Consider the following 15738-nt stretch of genomic DNA (forward strand, 5'->3'; position numbering starts at 1 on the left):
CGAGTGCACCTCGCTCACTGGTCGCAGATTGCGGCTCAGCGTCGAGGAGAACGACAATTCGCGACAAGTGAGCAGGGGAGAAGACCGAGGGAGCACTCCTGCGGGGGTGCGGGTGAAGGAGCTGAGCGGGAAGGCGTCAGCCCAGCCAAGCCTCGAGGATCCGTGCGCGCAGAGTGTTGCCGCGCTCGGCGAACTCGCGCTGCCGGCGCACGTACTCGGCCTTGCCCTCCGCCGTCTCGATCCGCACCGGCTCGACGCCCCAGTCGCTCAGGTCGTACGGGGCGGCCTCCATGTCCAGGATCCGGATGTCGCGGGCCAGCTCGAACGCGTCCAGCAGGATCTCGCCCTCCACGAGCGGTCCGAGCTTCATGGCCCACTTGTAGACGTCCATGCCCGCATGAAGGCATCCGGGCTGCTCGAGGAGCGGCTGTGTCTCGCGGGTCGGGGCGAGCCGGTTGCGCGGCACCGCCCCCGGCGTGAAGAACCGGTACGCGTCGATGTGCGTGCAGCGCAGTTCGCCCTGCTCCACAACCGCATCGGTGCCGGCCTGGCCCAGACGCAGCGGCACCTCATGCCGGTGATCCGGCGTGCGATAGACCATTGCCCATTCGTGCAGGCCGAAGCAGCCGAACTGGCCGGCACGGGCGGCGGTACGCGCGAGCATCGCGTGCACGAGACGCGCGAGCTCAGGCTTCTCCGCGGCGAAGGCCGCCGCGTCGGGCATGACCGCGGATCCGGGAACCGCCGCCGGTGCAGGGGAGTACCAGCGCCACTCCGCACGCTCGGAGGCATCCTCCAGCACGACGCCCGCCCCGGGGTGCCACCGGCGCAGCTGTCCCGGCTTGTAGCCGTAATACGTGAACAGGAAGTCATGGACCGGGTGCTTCTCGCGGCGCGCCTGGCGGGCGCGGTGCTCCGCCGTCAGCGCGTCGGCGCGCTCGGCATGGGCATCGGCGCGGGCGGACCAGGTCCCGCGGTCGAGACGGGCGCGCACGACCGTGGCGGCGATCGCGCTCTCCGAAGTCGGGGGAACCGAAGTCGGGGGAGCAAGGGCCGGTGTCCCGGCGGCGCGGCTCATGACTCGGAATGCACGACGCCGACGTCGATGAGCTCGTCGAGGATCCCGGCGCCGTCCTCCGCGCTCACCCAGGGGGCGAGGTCCTCGTCGCGCGCCTCGGCATCGGCCGCGTCACCGTCGGCGCGAGCCGCGGCGCGGCGGCCGGCGAGCACGCCTTCGGCCGGAAGCAGCCGACGGATCGCGACCGCGGCGACGTTCTCGGGGTGGTCGACGAGGAACTGCCCGTAGATCGCCTCGTCGTGCTGCCCGTCGTCGCCGATCAGCAGCCAGCGCATGTGCGGGAACTCCTCGGCGAGTCGCCCGAGGTTCTGCAGCTTGTGCTCGCGCCCGCTGCGGAACCAGCGCTCGTGGGTGGGGCCCCAGTCGGTGAGCAGCATGGATCCGGCCGGGAACAGATGCCGGGAGAGGAAGCGGTTCAGCGTCGGCGCCACGTTCCAGGCGCCCGTGGAGAGGTAGATCATCGGCGAGCCGGGGTTGTCCCGCATGAGCCGTTCGAGCAGCACCGCCATGCCGGGGACCGGGGTGCGGGCGTGCTCGTCGACCACGAAGGAGTTCCACGCCGCGATCAGCGGACGCGGCAGAGCGGTCACCATGACCGTGTCGTCGACATCGGAGACCACGCCGAAGCGCACGTCCTCTGCGACGACGAAGATCCGCGCGGGGGTCGCTTCCTGCCCTTCGACCGACATCGTCACCTGCTGCCACCCGCTGGGCAGGTCGGCCTCGATCCGGCAGTCGATGACCCCGCCGCGATCGGCCGCGACCTCGTGCGTGCGTCCCGCCACGGTGATCGTGACAGTGGCGAAGCTCACCGGGATGCCTACGAAGCTGCGCCAGCCGCGCACGCTCGCGTCCTTGCCCCGCCCACGCGTCTTCGGCAGGATCAGTACGCGGCCGACTACCCGGATCCAGCCGGGTCCGCCGTAGCCCGGGAACGGCACCACCGTGGCGGTGCGGCCCCGTCTGCGGGCGCGCCGTTCACGCCACGCGTGGAAGCGGTGCTCCAGGCGGGCGAACCAGTGGATCCGCACCGGTCGTGATGAGGGCGAGGGCATAGCGCGTCTAGTCTTTCACGTCCGCACCGCGATGCACGCTCCGGGCGCGGAACGCCGCCCCTCACGGGCTGGGATAACCTGGAGGTTGCCCTGTTCGGGGCATTCTTTTCCCTGCCACAGAGAATGGTCGTCGCGTTGTCTGAGAACCCGTCCCACACCGCATCCCCGTCGAACGACGGCGAGCCGCTGTCGGCCGCGGAGCAGGCACACGCGCTTCAGGCCAAATGGCAGAAGTACTGGGCGGAGAACGAGACCTTCCAGGCCGGCGGGGCCGAAGACGTGCGCCCGCGCAAGTACGTGCTGGCGATGTTCCCGTATCCCTCGGGCGATCTGCACATGGGCCACGCCGAGAACTACCTCTACTCCGACATCGTGGCGCGCTTCTGGCGGCACCGCGGGCACAACGTGCTGAACCCGATCGGTTGGGACTCGTTCGGCCTGCCGGCCGAGAACGCGGCGATCCGTCGCGGAGCGGATCCGCGCGAGTGGACGTACCAGAACATCGCGCAGCAGAAGGCGGGCTTCCAGGCCTACGGGGTCTCGTTCGACTGGAGCCGTGTGCTGCACACCTCCGACGAGGAGTACTACCGCTGGAACCAGTGGCTGTTCCTGAAGCTCTACGAGCGGGGCCTGGCCTACCGCAAGAAGAGCCCGGTGAACTGGTGCCCGAACGACCAGACGGTGCTCGCGAACGAGCAGGTCGTCGACGGGCGCTGCGAGCGCTGCGGTGCGGAGGTCGTGAAGAAGAACCTCACGCAGTGGTACTTCAAGATCACCGACTACGCCGATCGTCTGCTCGACGACCTGAACCAGCTCGAGGGCTTCTGGCCGCACAAGGTGCTGCAGATGCAGCGCAACTGGATCGGCCGCTCCGTGGGCGCCGACGTCGACTTCGCGATCGAGGGGCGCGAGGGCGTCGTCACCGTGTTCTCCACGCGTCCTGACACCCTGCACGGCGCCACCTTCATGGTCGTCGCGCCGGACTCCGACCTGGCCGCGGAGCTGGCCGCCGGGTCGTCGGCGGAGGTGCAGAAGCGCTTCTCCGAGTACCTCGCGCAGGTGCAGAAGACCAGCGAGATCGACCGGCAGGCGACCGACCGGCCGAAGACCGGCGTGTTCCTCGACCGCTTCGCGATCAACCCCGTGAACGGCGAGCGGCTGCCGATCTGGGCCGCCGACTACGTGCTGGCCGACTACGGACACGGCGCGGTCATGGCTGTGCCCGCGCACGATCAGCGCGACCTCGACTTCGCCCGCGCCTTCGATCTGCCGGTGCGGGTCGTGGTCGACACGACCGCCCCGATCACCGGCGCGCTGCCCGTGATCGAGGTGGACGAGGACGGCGTGCCGCTCGAGCCGCTGGAGTCGCTGGACGACCAGCACCCGGCGAAGACCGGCATCGCCCTGACCGGCGACGGCCGCATGATCAACTCCGGCGAGCTGAACGGCCTGTCCAAGCGCAACGCGATCGCCCGTGCGATCGAGCAGCTGGAGGCCGCGGGCCGAGGCCGTGCCGCGAAGAACTATCGCCTCCGCGACTGGCTGATCTCGCGTCAGCGCTTCTGGGGCACTCCGATCCCGATGCTGCACACGCAGGACGGCGAGATCGTGCCGGTGCCCGAGGAACAGCTGCCGGTGCGCCTGCCCAGCGTCGAGGGGCTGGACCTGTCGCCGAAGGGATCCTCCCCACTTGGAGCCGCGACCAGCTGGGTGCAGACGACCGTGCCCGGCACCGGGGAGCCGGCGCTGCGCGACCCGGACACCATGGACACGTTCGTGGACAGCTCCTGGTACTACCTGCGGTTCCTGTCACCGAACAGCGACACGGTGGCCTTCGACGTGGACGAGGCCCGCCGCTGGGCGCCCATCGACTCCTACGTCGGCGGCGTCGAGCACGCGATCCTGCACCTGCTGTACGCACGCTTCATCACCAAGGTCCTCTTCGACATGGGCCTGATCGACTTCACCGAGCCGTTCTCGAGCCTCATCAACCAGGGCATGGTGATCCTGGACGGCGCGAAGATGTCGAAGAGCAAGGGCAACCTGGTGCTCTTCCAGGAGGAGCTCGACGCCTACGGCGCCGACGCGCTGCGTGTGGCCCTGGCCTTCGCCGGGCCCGTGGAGGACGACAAGGACTGGAAGGACGTCTCGACCACCGGCGCCCAGAAGTTCCTGGCCCGCGCGCTGCGTGCGGCGCACGATGTCGCGAGCCCGGTCGATGTCGTCTTCGCCGGCGGCGATGCGGCGCTGCGCCGCGCCACCCACCATCTGCTGGCCGATGCGCCGGCGCTCGTGGAGCAGACCAAGTTCAACGTGCTGGTCGCACGCCTGATGGAGCTGGTGAACGCGATCCGCAAGACGATCGACACCGGCGCCGGTCCCGCCGACCCCGCCGTGCGCGAGGCCGCCGAGACCGTCGCCGTCATGCTCGACCTGGTCGCTCCGCACACGGCGGAGGAGATGTGGGAGATCCTCGGGCACGAGCCGTCCGTGGGACTCGTCACCTGGCGTCAGGCCGACCCGGTGCTGCTCGTCGAGGACACCGCCACCTGCGCCGTGCAGGTCAACGGCAAGGTCCGTGCGACGCTCGAGGTGCCGGCCAAGATCGGCGACGCGGACCTCGAGACGCTGGCCCGCGCCGACGAGAAGGTGCAGCGCGCCCTGGACGGCAAGGAGATCGTGCGGGTCATCGTGCGGGCGCCGAAGATCGTGAACTTCGCCGTCAAGGGCTGAGATCCATTGCGCTCCGGGGGGAAGGGAGCGCGCGCCCTCAGGGTGATGCGGCGCGTGCTCGGCACGGTGGCTCTGATCGCGGTGCTCGCCGGTGCGGGCCTGCTGCTGGCGTGGCAGCTGCCGCGACCGGTGAGCGACACCAGCGCGATCGGCGTGCTCTGGCACCAGCACGACGCTGAGCTCGGCGCTGCATGGAACCGCGAGACGTGCACGGGCGGAGTGTGCCGGCAGGACTTCCGTGCGGGCACGATCTACGCGGCCGCGAACGGCTCCGCGCACATCGTGCGTGCGAACGCGGTCGGCGGGGCCTTCGACGAGTTCGGCGGCGTGGCGTCGCTCGGCCTGCCGATCGCGGAGCAGAGCGGATCCGCCGACCGGCCGTGGCAGGCGTTCCAGCGTGCGGGGATCTTCGCGGACGGCGATGGCGATCCGATCCTGGTGCGCGGCGTGCTCTGGCGGTCGTGGTTGCGCTACTCGCAGGAACGCGGCGGACTCGGCTTCCCGAAGGGCGCCGAGCACGCGGATCGGCGCGGCACCGTGGTGCAGGAGTTCGTGAACGGCACGATCTATGTGCGCGACGGCAAGGCGGTGCCGACTGTGTCTGACATCGCCGAGGCCCATCGTCGTGCCGCGGGGGCGTTCGGACCGCTCGGGTACCCGAAGAGCACTCAGCGAGCGGTCGGCGATCGCCTGGTGCAGGAGTTCGACGGCGGCGAGGTGTGGTGGTCCGGCGGGACCGGGGCGGCATCGGTGCAGCCGCCGTTCCTCGCGGCCTACCACGATCGCGGCGGAGCGGGCGGCGCGCTTGGCCTGCCGACGGCCGAGGCGTCGAAGCTCGCCGGCGGCGCCATGCAGTCTTTCCAGGGCGGCGCCCTGTACCGCTCGGACAGCGACGGGGCGATCCTCGCGACCACGGCGGGCGACATCCAGAACCGGTACGAGGAGCTGGGCGGCCCCACGGGCGAGCTCGGCCTGCCGGCGGGAGAGAAGGTCGACGTCACGGGCGGTCGCTATCAGGCCTTCGCCGGTGGCGTGCTGCTGTGGCATGAGGGCGTCGGGGTATTCCGTCTCGATGCGGAGGACTTCGCGATCTGGGCGGCGGATCCGGCCCGTTTCGGCTGGCCGATCAAGGACTCCTGGACGGATGACCGCGGCGCGCATCAGGACTGGGAGAAGGCGCAGACGGTGCTGCGGGCGGGCCGTCTTCTCACCGTCCCTGGGACGCCGGTCGACGGATCCACGGCCGTGCTCATCTGCGACTCCCAATGCTCGGGCGACTCCTGGATCGACCAGGGTGCGCGGGGCGCAGGCTTCTCGAACATCGCGAAGTTCGGGTATCCGGGATCCGGATACCTGGCTCCGATCGGGGGCAGTGCGGCGGGGGTCGTGGAGAGCGTGGCCCGCAACCTCGTGCTGCTGCCCGAAGGGGACCCGGGGGTGGTGATCGTCACCCTGGGCGGCAACGACACCGCGCAGAAGCGCCCCACGGCAGAGGTCACCGCTGCGGAGGGCCAGCTGATCGGCCTGCTGCGGCAGGCGTACCCGAACACTCCGATCGTCGTGAACGGCGTGATGAGTCGCAGCGATGCGGCGCACGCGGCACGACGGGCGATGGATGCGGCGGTCACCGAGGAAGCGCGGACCCAGGGCGTCTCGGCGATCTCGGTCGCGGGCTGGGTCAGTGACTACTCAGCGCCCCAGGCGGACGCGGTGCACCTGACGCCAGCGGGGCATGCGAAGATCGCGCCGCACTACGCGGAGGCCCTGCGCGCGGTGCTCGGGCGCTGACCGACTGCGGGTCAGATCCGCTCGAGCGGGTTGTCGGCGAGCTTGCCCAGCAGCCCGCCGTCGACGAGGCGGCGCGCGTGGCTGTGCGGCTTGCGCGCCGACTGCTGCTGCACGCAGTCGCCGAACTCCGCGGCGAGGCTGAGTCGGGGGTAGGCGGCGAGCACCTCGCGGCGGAACTCGAGGGGGATCTCCTCGTCGCGGCGCCCAGAGACGTCGAGGCCGGTCGAGGTCTCCAACAGGTACCCCTCGACGTCGTCGGCCGGATCCACGGACGGCCAGTTGTGTCGCACGATGATCTCGTTGACGCGGCGCTGACGGCCGGCGGACCATCCGGCGCCCGCCGTCAACGCCTCGCCGACGAAGCCGCCCGCCTCCTCATAGCCGAGGACGTGATTGTCGTACGCAGGAGCGAGTCCGATGTCGTGCAGCACGGCGCCTGTGTAGAGCAGCTCGTGGTCGATGCCGCGGTGCCCCTCCACGAGCGCGAACGCCTCCGCCCACAACCAGCTGCGCAGCACGTGGTTGACCAGCGCGGGGGACTGGAACCGCGTGACGATCTCGCGCGCTCCGCGGGCTGCGGCGGTGTCGGGCGGGAGGAAGTCGTGCAGGCGCATGGCGGCTCCGGGTCGTTCGGACGGTGGGATCAGCGTATCGGTCGGGGCGGCTCGAGGTCGCCGCGTTGCGGTCGTCCTTGTCCTCCACAGCGTCGGGGCGCCCCGGGTTGTGCACGGATTGCGCGGACCCGGATCTGCGCGTCCGCCTGTGCGCCTAGCGTCGGCGTGTGAGCGAGCACGTGGAGTCTGAGGGCGTCGCGCCGACGGTCGTCGTGCGTGCGCCCCGACGGCTCCGCCTCGGACTCGGCGCGGCCGTGGTGGTGGCGCTCGTCGCCGTCTCCGTCACCGTCGGCATCGGCCTGCTGAGCCGGTCCACGGCGCCGGAGAGCATCTCCCTGATGCCGGAGCCCAGCGCGAGCGGATCCGTGATCTCCGCCGGCTCGGTCTACGTGCACGTGCTGGGCGAGGTGGCGAAGCCGGGGCTGTACGTGCTCGACGACGGCGCGAGGGTCGCCGAAGGGCTCGCCGCGGCCGGCGGCACGCCGCCGACCGCGGATCTGACCGCGGTGAACCTCGCCCGGCAGGTCGTCGACGGGGAGCAGATCCTGGTCCCCGCCGTCGGTGCGGCAGCCACCGCCCCCGGCGCGTCTGCCGGCGGATCCGGTCCGACGGGCGGGGGAGCCGCGGGCCAGGGACCCGGAGGCCTCATCGACCTCAACACCGCGGACGCCACCGCGCTCGAGGAGCTGCCGCGGGTGGGTCCGGCGCTCGCGCAGCGCATCATCGAATGGCGTACGACCAACGGGCGGTTCACGAGCGTGGACGACCTCCTCGGTGTCTCCGGCATCGGCGAGAAGATGCTGGCCGGGATCCGCGACCTGGTGCGGGTATGAGCCCGCCCGAGCACGGCACTCCGGCAGCGGCCCGGAGCGGCGTCGTTCCTCCGGAGACCCGCTCGGCGGACGCTGCTGCGCCGATCCGGCGTCGGCTCAGGGACGTGCGCATGGTGCCGGTCGCCGTCACCGCCTGGGCGATCGCGCTGGCGGTCTCGTTCCTGCCTGGAGTGGCGGGAATCGTGATCGCTCTGGCGGTGCTGGGCGTCGTGGTCGTTCTCGTCGCCCGCCGTTCGTCGTCTGCCGTGCCCGTGTTCGCATCGCCGAGTGGTGCGCCGTCGCTTGGCGTGCTGTCGCGTGGTCCGAGAACGCTCGACGCGGTGGCCCGAGCGGCGCCCCTCGCGATCGTGTGCCTCGCGGTCGCGGCCGCGATCGGCGGCGCTGCAGCGGCGACGGCACCGGCCCGCGACCAGGCTGCGTCGCTGGCCGGACATGCGGTGACCGCGGAGGTGAGCGTGCGGTCGCTGCCCTCGCTCGGCGCGGACGGTCGGCTCTGGGCCGATGCGGACACGTCCCGGCTCGGGCCGGGCGACGATCCCCGGCCGCTGCGGGTGCCGGTGCGGATCGGGATCCCTCCCGATGCGCACGCCGCTACGCTCGGCCCCGGGACCGTGCTGCGGCTGACGGCAGAGGCGAAGGGCACCGACCCCGGGGAGCGTGCCGCCCTCGTGCTGTTCGCGAAGGGCGCTGCCGAGCAGCTGTCGCGCGGCGGCCCGGTCGAGCGTCTCGCGGGGGACGTGCGGGCGGCCTTCATCGAGCGCACCCAGCGCCTGCCCGAGCCCGGTTCCGAGCTGCTCCCGGGACTCGCCGTGGGAGACGTGCGCGCGGTGAGTGACGACCTCGATACGGCAATGAAGGCCAGCGGGCTCTCGCATCTGACGGCCGTGTCCGGCAGCAACCTCGCCCTCGTGGCCGCGGCTGCCTTCGGGATCGTCGCGCTCTGCGGCGGTGGCAGAGTGTTCCGCATCACGGTCGCGGTGCTCGCTCTCGCCGGGTTCGTGGTGCTGGTGACACCACAGCCGAGCGTCATCAGGGCCGCGGCGATGGCCGGGGTGGCCATGGCGGCACTGCTGCTCGGGCGCCCGCGCGCCGGCCTCTCGGTGCTGCTGCTCGCGATCACGGTGCTGCTGCTCGCGGATCCGCGTCTCGCCGCGGCCCCCGGCTTCGCACTGTCGGCCGCCGCCACAGCGGGCCTCATCGTGCTCGCTCCGCCGCTGGCAGCCGGGCTCGGACGCCGGCTTCCGAGGCCGGTGGCGTTGGCGATCGCGGTCCCGCTATCGGCGCAGCTCGCCTGCGGGCCGATCATCGCCCTGTTCGCGACACGGCAGTCGCTGGTCTCCGTGGTCGCGAATCTCCTGGCCGAGCCCGCCTCGCCGATAGCGACGATCCTGGGCCTGCTCGCGTGCCTGGCCATGCCTGTCCCCGCGCTCGCCGACCTGTTCGCCGCCGCGGCCTGGCTGCCCTCCGCGTGGATCGCGCAGACCGCCGTGACCACGGCCGCACTGCCGCTGGCCACGATCGAGACCCCGGCCGGCATCGGCTCGGCCCTCGCCGTGGCGGCGCTCAGCGCGTGCGCCTTCTGGGTGATCGCGCCGCATCGCCCGCTGCGCGCTGGGTGGCGGGCGATCGTGGGGGGTCTTGGGGCGGTCGTGATCGGCACGGCGGCGGGCTGGGGCATCGTCACCGGACCGGTCTCCCTGCTGCAGCGCCCCGCGGACTGGGGGATCGCGATGTGCGACATCGGACAGGGCGATGCGGTGCTGGTGCGTTCCTCCGGGCACACCATGCTCATCGACACCGGGCCGGATCCGGATCCGCTGCGGCGCTGTCTCGACGACCTCGGCATCACGCGACTCGATCTGCTGGTGCTCACCCATTTCGATCACGACCACGCCGGCGCATCCGACGCGCTCGTGGGCCGAGCGGACGCCGTGCTGCACGGACCCGTGGACACGGCGGCACACCAGCACCAGCTCGATCGACTCGAGCGCGGAGGTGCGCAGATCATGGATGCCGCTGCGGGCATGACCGGACGGCTGGGTGGGGCGGACTGGCGCGTGCTCTGGCCTCGCCGCGATGAGAAGGTCTTCCCGCCGGGCAACGACGCCGGGGTGATCCTGCAGGTCACCGGCGGCGGCGTGCCGCGGAGCCTGTTCCTGGCCGATCTGTCGGCCGAGTCGCAGGGCATGCTACGACGGCTCGCGCACCCGCACGACGAGACCGTCGTCAAGGTCGCGCATCACGGCAGTGCCGATCAGGATCCGCAGCTCTACGCCGATCTGGATCCGGCGCTGGCCCTGATCTCGGTGGGCGAGGGGAACGACTACGGGCATCCGCGTGTGCAGACTCTGGACATGCTGCAGGCCCTGCGCACGCCGATCTTGCGGACCGACCAGCGTGGCACCATCCTCGTGTCCGAGGGGGAGGAGGGGCTGCGCGTCTGGACCGAGCGCCCGGCCCCGGCCCGCGATGCGCCGCCGGACGGACGTTCCACCGTGGCACCGACACCGACACCGACCCCGGCCCCGGCAGGCGACGGGCGCTCGACGCCGCACCCCCTGCCGACGTCGACGGCACGGGCGCCGTGAACGTCCGCGCCCGCCGGTACGCTGGTGATATGCCCGCACCGCGCTCCACCTCCGCCGCACGACGTGGAGGGAAGGCGACGAACATCCCGCAGGTGTCCTGGCGCGAGCCGCGGCCGGCGCCGATCGTGCTGGTGTCCGGGCCCGAGGAGATCTGCGCGGAGCGTGCGATCGCGGGAGTGCGCGCCTACCTGCGGGCGGAGGATCCGGCGCTCGAGGTCAGCGACCTGCGCGCCGATGACTACGAGTCGGGCAGCCTGCTCGGCCTGGCCTCGCCGTCGCTGTTCGGCGAGCCGCGCCTGCTGCGTATTTCGGGCGTCGAGCGCTGCACGGACGCGTTCCTCGCCGAAGCCGTCGCGTACCTCGAGCATCCACAGGAAGGCGCGACCGTCGTGCTCCGCCACACCGGTGCGACCGTGCGCGGCAAGAAGCTGCTCGACGCGATCCGCGCCGGCACCGGCGGGGGGATCGAGATCGCCTGCCCGGCCATCAAGCGCGACGACGAGAAGGCCGACTTCGCCGCGGGGGAGTTCCGTGCCGCCGGTCGGCGTATCCAGCCGCAGGCGTTGCGCGCACTGGTCTCCGCCTTCTCCGACGACATCACCGAACTCGCCGCCGCCTGTCAGCAGCTCATCAACGACGTGCAGGGCGATGTCACGCCCGACCTCGTCGAGCGCTACTACGGCGGGCGCGTCGAGGTCTCCGCGTTCGTCGTCGCCGACACCGCGATCGCCGGGCGTCTGGGCGAGGCGCTCATCGCGCTCCGGCACGCCCTGTCCTCCGGGGCCGACCCGGTGCCCATGGTCGCAGCGTTCGCGATGAAGCTGCGGTCGATGGCGCGCGTCGCCGGCTCCCGGGAGTCGAATGCGGCACTCGCCGCCCGCCTGGGCATGAAGGACTGGCAGGTGGACCGGGCACGCCGCGATCTGAGTGGCTGGAGCGAGCGCACCCTGGGGCTCGCGATCCAGGCGACCGCGCGCGCGGACGCCGACGTGAAGGGCGCGGCCCGCGACCCGATCTTCGCGCTCGAGCGCATGATCACGGTGATCGCCACACGCGCGCCCTACGGCGGCTGACCGGATCCACCGCGGCACTGCCGCCGCAGGTCGTGTGAGGGGAACGAACAGCTGTAGCTCGGGTGGGGAACGACGAAGGCCCGCCCCGGATCGGGACGGGCCTTCGGAAGTTCCGGCTCAGAGAGCGGAGACCTGCTTCGCGATCGACGACTTGCGGTTCGCGGCCTGGTTCGAGTGGATGACGCCCTTGCTGACGGCCTTGTCGAGCTTCTTCGACGCCGTCTTCAGCGCGGCCTCGGCGGCAGCCTTGTCGCCACCGGCGACGGCCTTGCGGGTGTTGCGGACGGCGGTCTTCAGCTCGCTCTTGACGGCCTTGTTGCGCTCGTGCGCCTTCTCGTTGGTCTTGTTGCGCTTGATCTGCGACTTGATGTTCGCCACGGATGGAACCTTCGTTCGAGTGATGGATGGTTATGCCGGCCTGGCGGTAGAGGGGCGCCTCCGGCAGCGTGCAGGGGTGGGACCTGACACGCAAGCCAATCACCGATCTTATCAGGGATCCGGTCTGATGCCGAACCGGTGGATCGGGTCCCGGCGGTTTCGGCATCATCGTGGGACGCGGTCTCGTTCCTCATGACACGCCGTCGCGTTCGGGGCGAGGCGTCGGTGTAGGGTGTGCACGCTGGCGAAGGACCCGAAGGAGTCGTCCATGCCCGAATCCGTCATCGCTGACGTGCCTGCGCTCGAGCGTGGGCTGCTGCGCCGGCTGCGCTTCTCCGCCGCGACGGCGGCCTTCCAGATCGAGGGGGCGAGAGCCGAAGACGGACGCGGCAGATCCATCTGGGACGACTTCGTGGACACGCCCGGCCGGGTGCGCGATGCCAGCACGGCGGATCCAGGACCGGACAGCTACCACCGTGCCGCCGAGGATGTCGCGCTGCTGGCACGACTCGGCGTCGACGAGTACCGGTTCTCGATCTCCTGGGTGCGCGTGCTCCCCGACGGACGGCCGAGTCCGCAGGGGCTCGCATACTACGACCGGCTCGTCGATCGCCTGCTCGACGCCGGGATCGTGCCGACGCCGACCCTGTACCACTGGGATCTGCCGTCCCGACTCGAGGCGGACGGGGGCTGGCTGAGCCGCTCCACCGCCGAGCGATTCGCGCAGTACACCGAGGTGGTCGCCGATGCGCTCGGCGACAGGGTGCGGCAGTGGTACACGATCAACGAGCCCGTTTCCACGACTCTGCAGGGCTATGCGATCGGAGAACTCGCGCCGGGTCGCACGTTGCTCTTCGACGCGCTGCCGACGGTGCATCATCAGCTCCTCGCGCACGGATACGCGGCGCGGATCCTGCACGCGCGCGGTGCGACCAGCGTCGGCATCGTCAACAACCACACGCAGGTGCTGCCCGCAACGGACTCGGAGGCCGACCAGCGGGCCGCGTACCTGTACGACCTCATCCACAACCGGATGTACGCGGATCCGGTGCTGCTCGGGCGTTACCCCGACCTCGAGCCGCTCGGCGTGACGCTCCCGGTGCAGGACGGCGATCTCGCGCTGATCAGCGCCCCCTGCGAGGTCTACGGCGTGAACTACTACAACCCGACGACCGTCGCGACATCGGCGGGACCGATTCCGTTCGAGGTGGTACCGACCCCCGGCGCCCCGGTCACCGGTTTCGGGCCGTTGTGGCCGATCGTGCCCGAGGCGCTGACCACCTTCCTCATCGATGCGAAGGAGCGCTACGGTCTCGCGCTGCCGCCCGTCGTCATCGCGGAGAACGGCGCGTCGTTCCCCGAGCCGGACCATGTCGACCAGCGGATCGAGGACGCCGCGCGCGTCTCCTATCTGCGCGGCCACCTTGCCGCGGTGCTCTCCGCGATGCGCGCCGGGGTGCGCGTCGATGCCTACACGGTGTGGTCGCTGCTGGACAACTTCGAATGGGCCGACGGGTACACGCAGCGGTTCGGGCTCGTGCACGTCGACATGGACACGGGGCAGCGCACCCCGAAGGCCTCGTACGCCTGGTACCGCGCGCTCATCGAGGAGGCACGCTCATGACCGATCACTCCGACGCTGCCGCTCCGAGTGCGCGGAAAAGGGTCGGCCCGCTCTGGATGACGCTGTTCACGCTCGCCTGGCTGGCGATCTGGACGGTCCAGTTGACCCCCATCCAGCTCCTGCTGCCGCTGCAGCTCGACACCGGCGCCCCGGGCGAGAACTGGATCGCCGGCGTCGTGTGGGCGGGCGTGGTGCTGTCAGTGGGCGGGCTCGTCGGCATCATCGCCGCGCCCGTCTCCGGTCGCTGGTCGGATCGCACCCGCTCGCGGTGGGGACGCCGCCGGCCATGGGCGATCGGCGGATCCTTGCTCGCCGCGGTCGGGCTGGTGCTGACCGGCATCGTGGCCGGTCCCGTCGCCGTCGGCGGTGCGTGGATCGTCGTCTCGGTGGGCGTGTCGGTCGCCTCGGCGGCTCTCACGGCGATGATCGCGGACCAGCTCACCACTCAGCGCGGCGCGGCCTCGGCCGCGGCGAGCTCGGCCCAGGCGGTCGGCATCGTCGTCGGCGTGGGGGCCGTCGTGCTCATCGGGCTGAACGTGCAGCAGTCCTACTATCTGATGGCCGCGATCATCGCCGTGATCGGATCCGGCACGGCCCTGCTGCTGCCGGACGCGCCGGCGCACGAGCTCGCCCTTCCCGCTCCGCGCACCGTCGCCCGCACGGCGTCGTGGCGCGACCGGGACTTCCTGTGGCTGCTCGTCAGCCGCTTCGTCGTGAACATCGGCAATGCCTTCGGCACCTCGCTGCTGCTGTTCTTCCTGCTCTACGGCGTCCGCGTCCCTTCGCCGCAGGCGCAGGACGATCTGCTGATCCTGATCGTGATCTACACGGTGTTCGTCGTGATCGCATCGATCGTCGCCGGCATACTCTCCGACCGCGCCTCGGCGAACCCGCTGCGGGTGCGCCGGACGATCACCGCGGTCTCCGCGGTCGTGCAGGCGGTCTCCGGCGTGGTGATCCTGATCAGTCCCTCGTTCGAGATGACCGCGGTCGCCGCCGGGATCATGGGAGCGGGGTACGGTGCGTACATGGCGGTGAGCCTCGCGTTCGCGACGGATCTGCTGAAGGATCCGGACGACCACGCGCGCGACCTCGGGCTCGTGAACGTCTCGGCGCAACTGGGGCAGCTACTGGGGCCGTTGCTCGGTGCGGGCCTCGTCGCCCTGGTGGGCGGGTTCGGGCTGCTGTTCGGCGCCGCGGCCGTGCTGTCGCTCGTGGGGGCGGCGATCACCTATGCGGTCAGGGCGCCGTCTCCAGCGTCGCCAGTGCCAGCTGCAGCACCGCGTTGAACACCCGCGGCCTCATCGCGGTCACCAGGTGCGTCGTGCGCGGCACGATGATGAACTCCGCGTCGGGCGCGAGCCGGCGGTACAGCGTCTCGTGGGTGCGGAGCTGGTCGAACTGCCCGTTGACGAACCAGGTGGGCACAGAGATCCGGGGCACCGCGGCGATGAGATCCAGCTCGGCGAGCGAGCGCAGCGCCTCGTCCTGCGTGGCCATGGCGTAGCCGCCGGCGCCGAAGTCCTCGCGCGTCGAGGCGGGCAGCGTCGCGTCCAGCACCTGACGGCTCAGCCACATGCCGCGATCCGGCATCGCGTTCAACGCGCCCGCGAGCACGCGATAGGCCGCGAGCCCCGCGCCACGGGGGAGAGCCGTGCAGGAGGCCCCCACGAAGCCGATGACCGGCGGCGTCGGATCCGCCCCGGCATACGCGGTCGAAAGCAGCCCTCCCATCGAGTGCCCGACCAGCAGTACGGGTCCGTCGGCGCTGCGCACCGCGGTATCGACCGTGCGCATCGCCTCTTCGAGGGCGAACGGCTCGTCCATGCGGGTGCCGTGGCCGGGCAGATCCACGGCGACCGCCGGATTGCCGCGCTCGGCCAGGAACTCCTCTTGCGCGCGCCACATCGTCGCCGAGGTGCGGATCCCGTGCACGAGCACCACGGACACGGGGGAGCGGCTCATGGCCGCCAG

Annotated in this window: 12 protein-coding genes; 7 read left to right on the top strand and 5 right to left on the bottom strand. The window is 71.3% G+C overall.

Annotated elements, in window-relative coordinates:
* Positions 1-136: 136 nt before the first annotated feature.
* Together AC1DMN_RS13200 and AC1DMN_RS13205 are read right to left on the bottom strand one after the other, a co-directional pair.
* Positions 137-1078 (bottom strand): 3-methyladenine DNA glycosylase, encoded by a 942-nt coding sequence (locus AC1DMN_RS13200; RefSeq protein ID WP_477229211.1) that lies wholly within the window; start codon positions 1076-1078, stop codon positions 137-139.
* Complete coding sequence (locus AC1DMN_RS13205) at positions 1075-2133, bottom strand: App1 family protein (protein WP_477229210.1); 1059 nt, start codon at positions 2131-2133, stop codon at positions 1075-1077. Before AC1DMN_RS13205 ends, AC1DMN_RS13200 begins: the two co-directional genes overlap by 4 nt.
* Before the next feature lie 123 nt (positions 2134-2256).
* On the opposite strand from AC1DMN_RS13205, the gene leuS reads away from it, so the two are divergent.
* Entirely contained in the window at positions 2257-4866 is a 2610-nt protein-coding gene (leuS, locus tag AC1DMN_RS13210; RefSeq protein ID WP_477229209.1) for a leucine--tRNA ligase, read from the top strand.
* Positions 4867-4920: 54 nt separating this feature from the next.
* Positions 4921-6654, top strand: a complete 1734-nt coding sequence (locus AC1DMN_RS13215; RefSeq protein WP_477229208.1) for an SGNH/GDSL hydrolase family protein — start codon at positions 4921-4923, stop codon at positions 6652-6654.
* Between the two features lie 11 nt (positions 6655-6665).
* On the opposite strand, the gene AC1DMN_RS13220 is transcribed toward AC1DMN_RS13215, so the two are convergent.
* A complete protein-coding gene (locus AC1DMN_RS13220; RefSeq protein WP_477229207.1) occupies positions 6666-7268 on the bottom strand; it encodes an HD domain-containing protein in 603 nt (200 codons plus the stop codon).
* A gap of 167 nt (positions 7269-7435) precedes the next feature.
* Here AC1DMN_RS13220 and AC1DMN_RS13225 point away from each other — a divergent pair, with 167 nt between their 5' ends.
* The 3 genes from AC1DMN_RS13225 (at position 7436) to holA (ending at position 11762) form a co-directional block, all read left to right on the top strand.
* Complete coding sequence (locus AC1DMN_RS13225; RefSeq protein WP_477229206.1) at positions 7436-8101, top strand: helix-hairpin-helix domain-containing protein; 666 nt, start codon at positions 7436-7438, stop codon at positions 8099-8101.
* Positions 8102-8211: 110 nt separating this feature from the next.
* Entirely contained in the window at positions 8212-10689 is a 2478-nt protein-coding gene (locus tag AC1DMN_RS13230) for a ComEC/Rec2 family competence protein (RefSeq protein ID WP_477229205.1), read from the top strand.
* A 29-nt stretch (positions 10690-10718) separates the two neighbouring features.
* A complete protein-coding gene (gene holA / locus AC1DMN_RS13235) occupies positions 10719-11762 on the top strand; it encodes a DNA polymerase III subunit delta (RefSeq protein ID WP_477229204.1) in 1044 nt (347 codons plus the stop codon).
* A 117-nt stretch (positions 11763-11879) separates the two neighbouring features.
* On the opposite strand, the gene rpsT is transcribed toward holA, so the two are convergent.
* Positions 11880-12140, bottom strand: a complete 261-nt coding sequence (gene rpsT / locus AC1DMN_RS13240; RefSeq protein WP_477229203.1) for a 30S ribosomal protein S20 — start codon at positions 12138-12140, stop codon at positions 11880-11882.
* Between the two features lie 268 nt (positions 12141-12408).
* On the opposite strand from rpsT, the gene AC1DMN_RS13245 reads away from it, so the two are divergent.
* Complete coding sequence (locus AC1DMN_RS13245; RefSeq protein WP_477229202.1) at positions 12409-13764, top strand: GH1 family beta-glucosidase; 1356 nt, start codon at positions 12409-12411, stop codon at positions 13762-13764.
* Positions 13761-15053, top strand: a complete 1293-nt coding sequence (locus AC1DMN_RS13250) for an MFS transporter (protein WP_477229201.1) — start codon at positions 13761-13763, stop codon at positions 15051-15053. Before AC1DMN_RS13245 ends, AC1DMN_RS13250 begins: the two co-directional genes overlap by 4 nt.
* Here the strand turns inward: AC1DMN_RS13250 and AC1DMN_RS13255 are convergent.
* Positions 15004-15729, bottom strand: a complete 726-nt coding sequence (locus tag AC1DMN_RS13255; RefSeq protein WP_477229200.1) for an alpha/beta fold hydrolase — start codon at positions 15727-15729, stop codon at positions 15004-15006. The two genes, AC1DMN_RS13250 and AC1DMN_RS13255, sit on opposite strands and share 50 nt — an antisense overlap.
* Positions 15730-15738 lie beyond the last annotated feature (9 nt).

This window comes from Microbacterium sp. 01T413_2, from assembly GCF_056398985.1.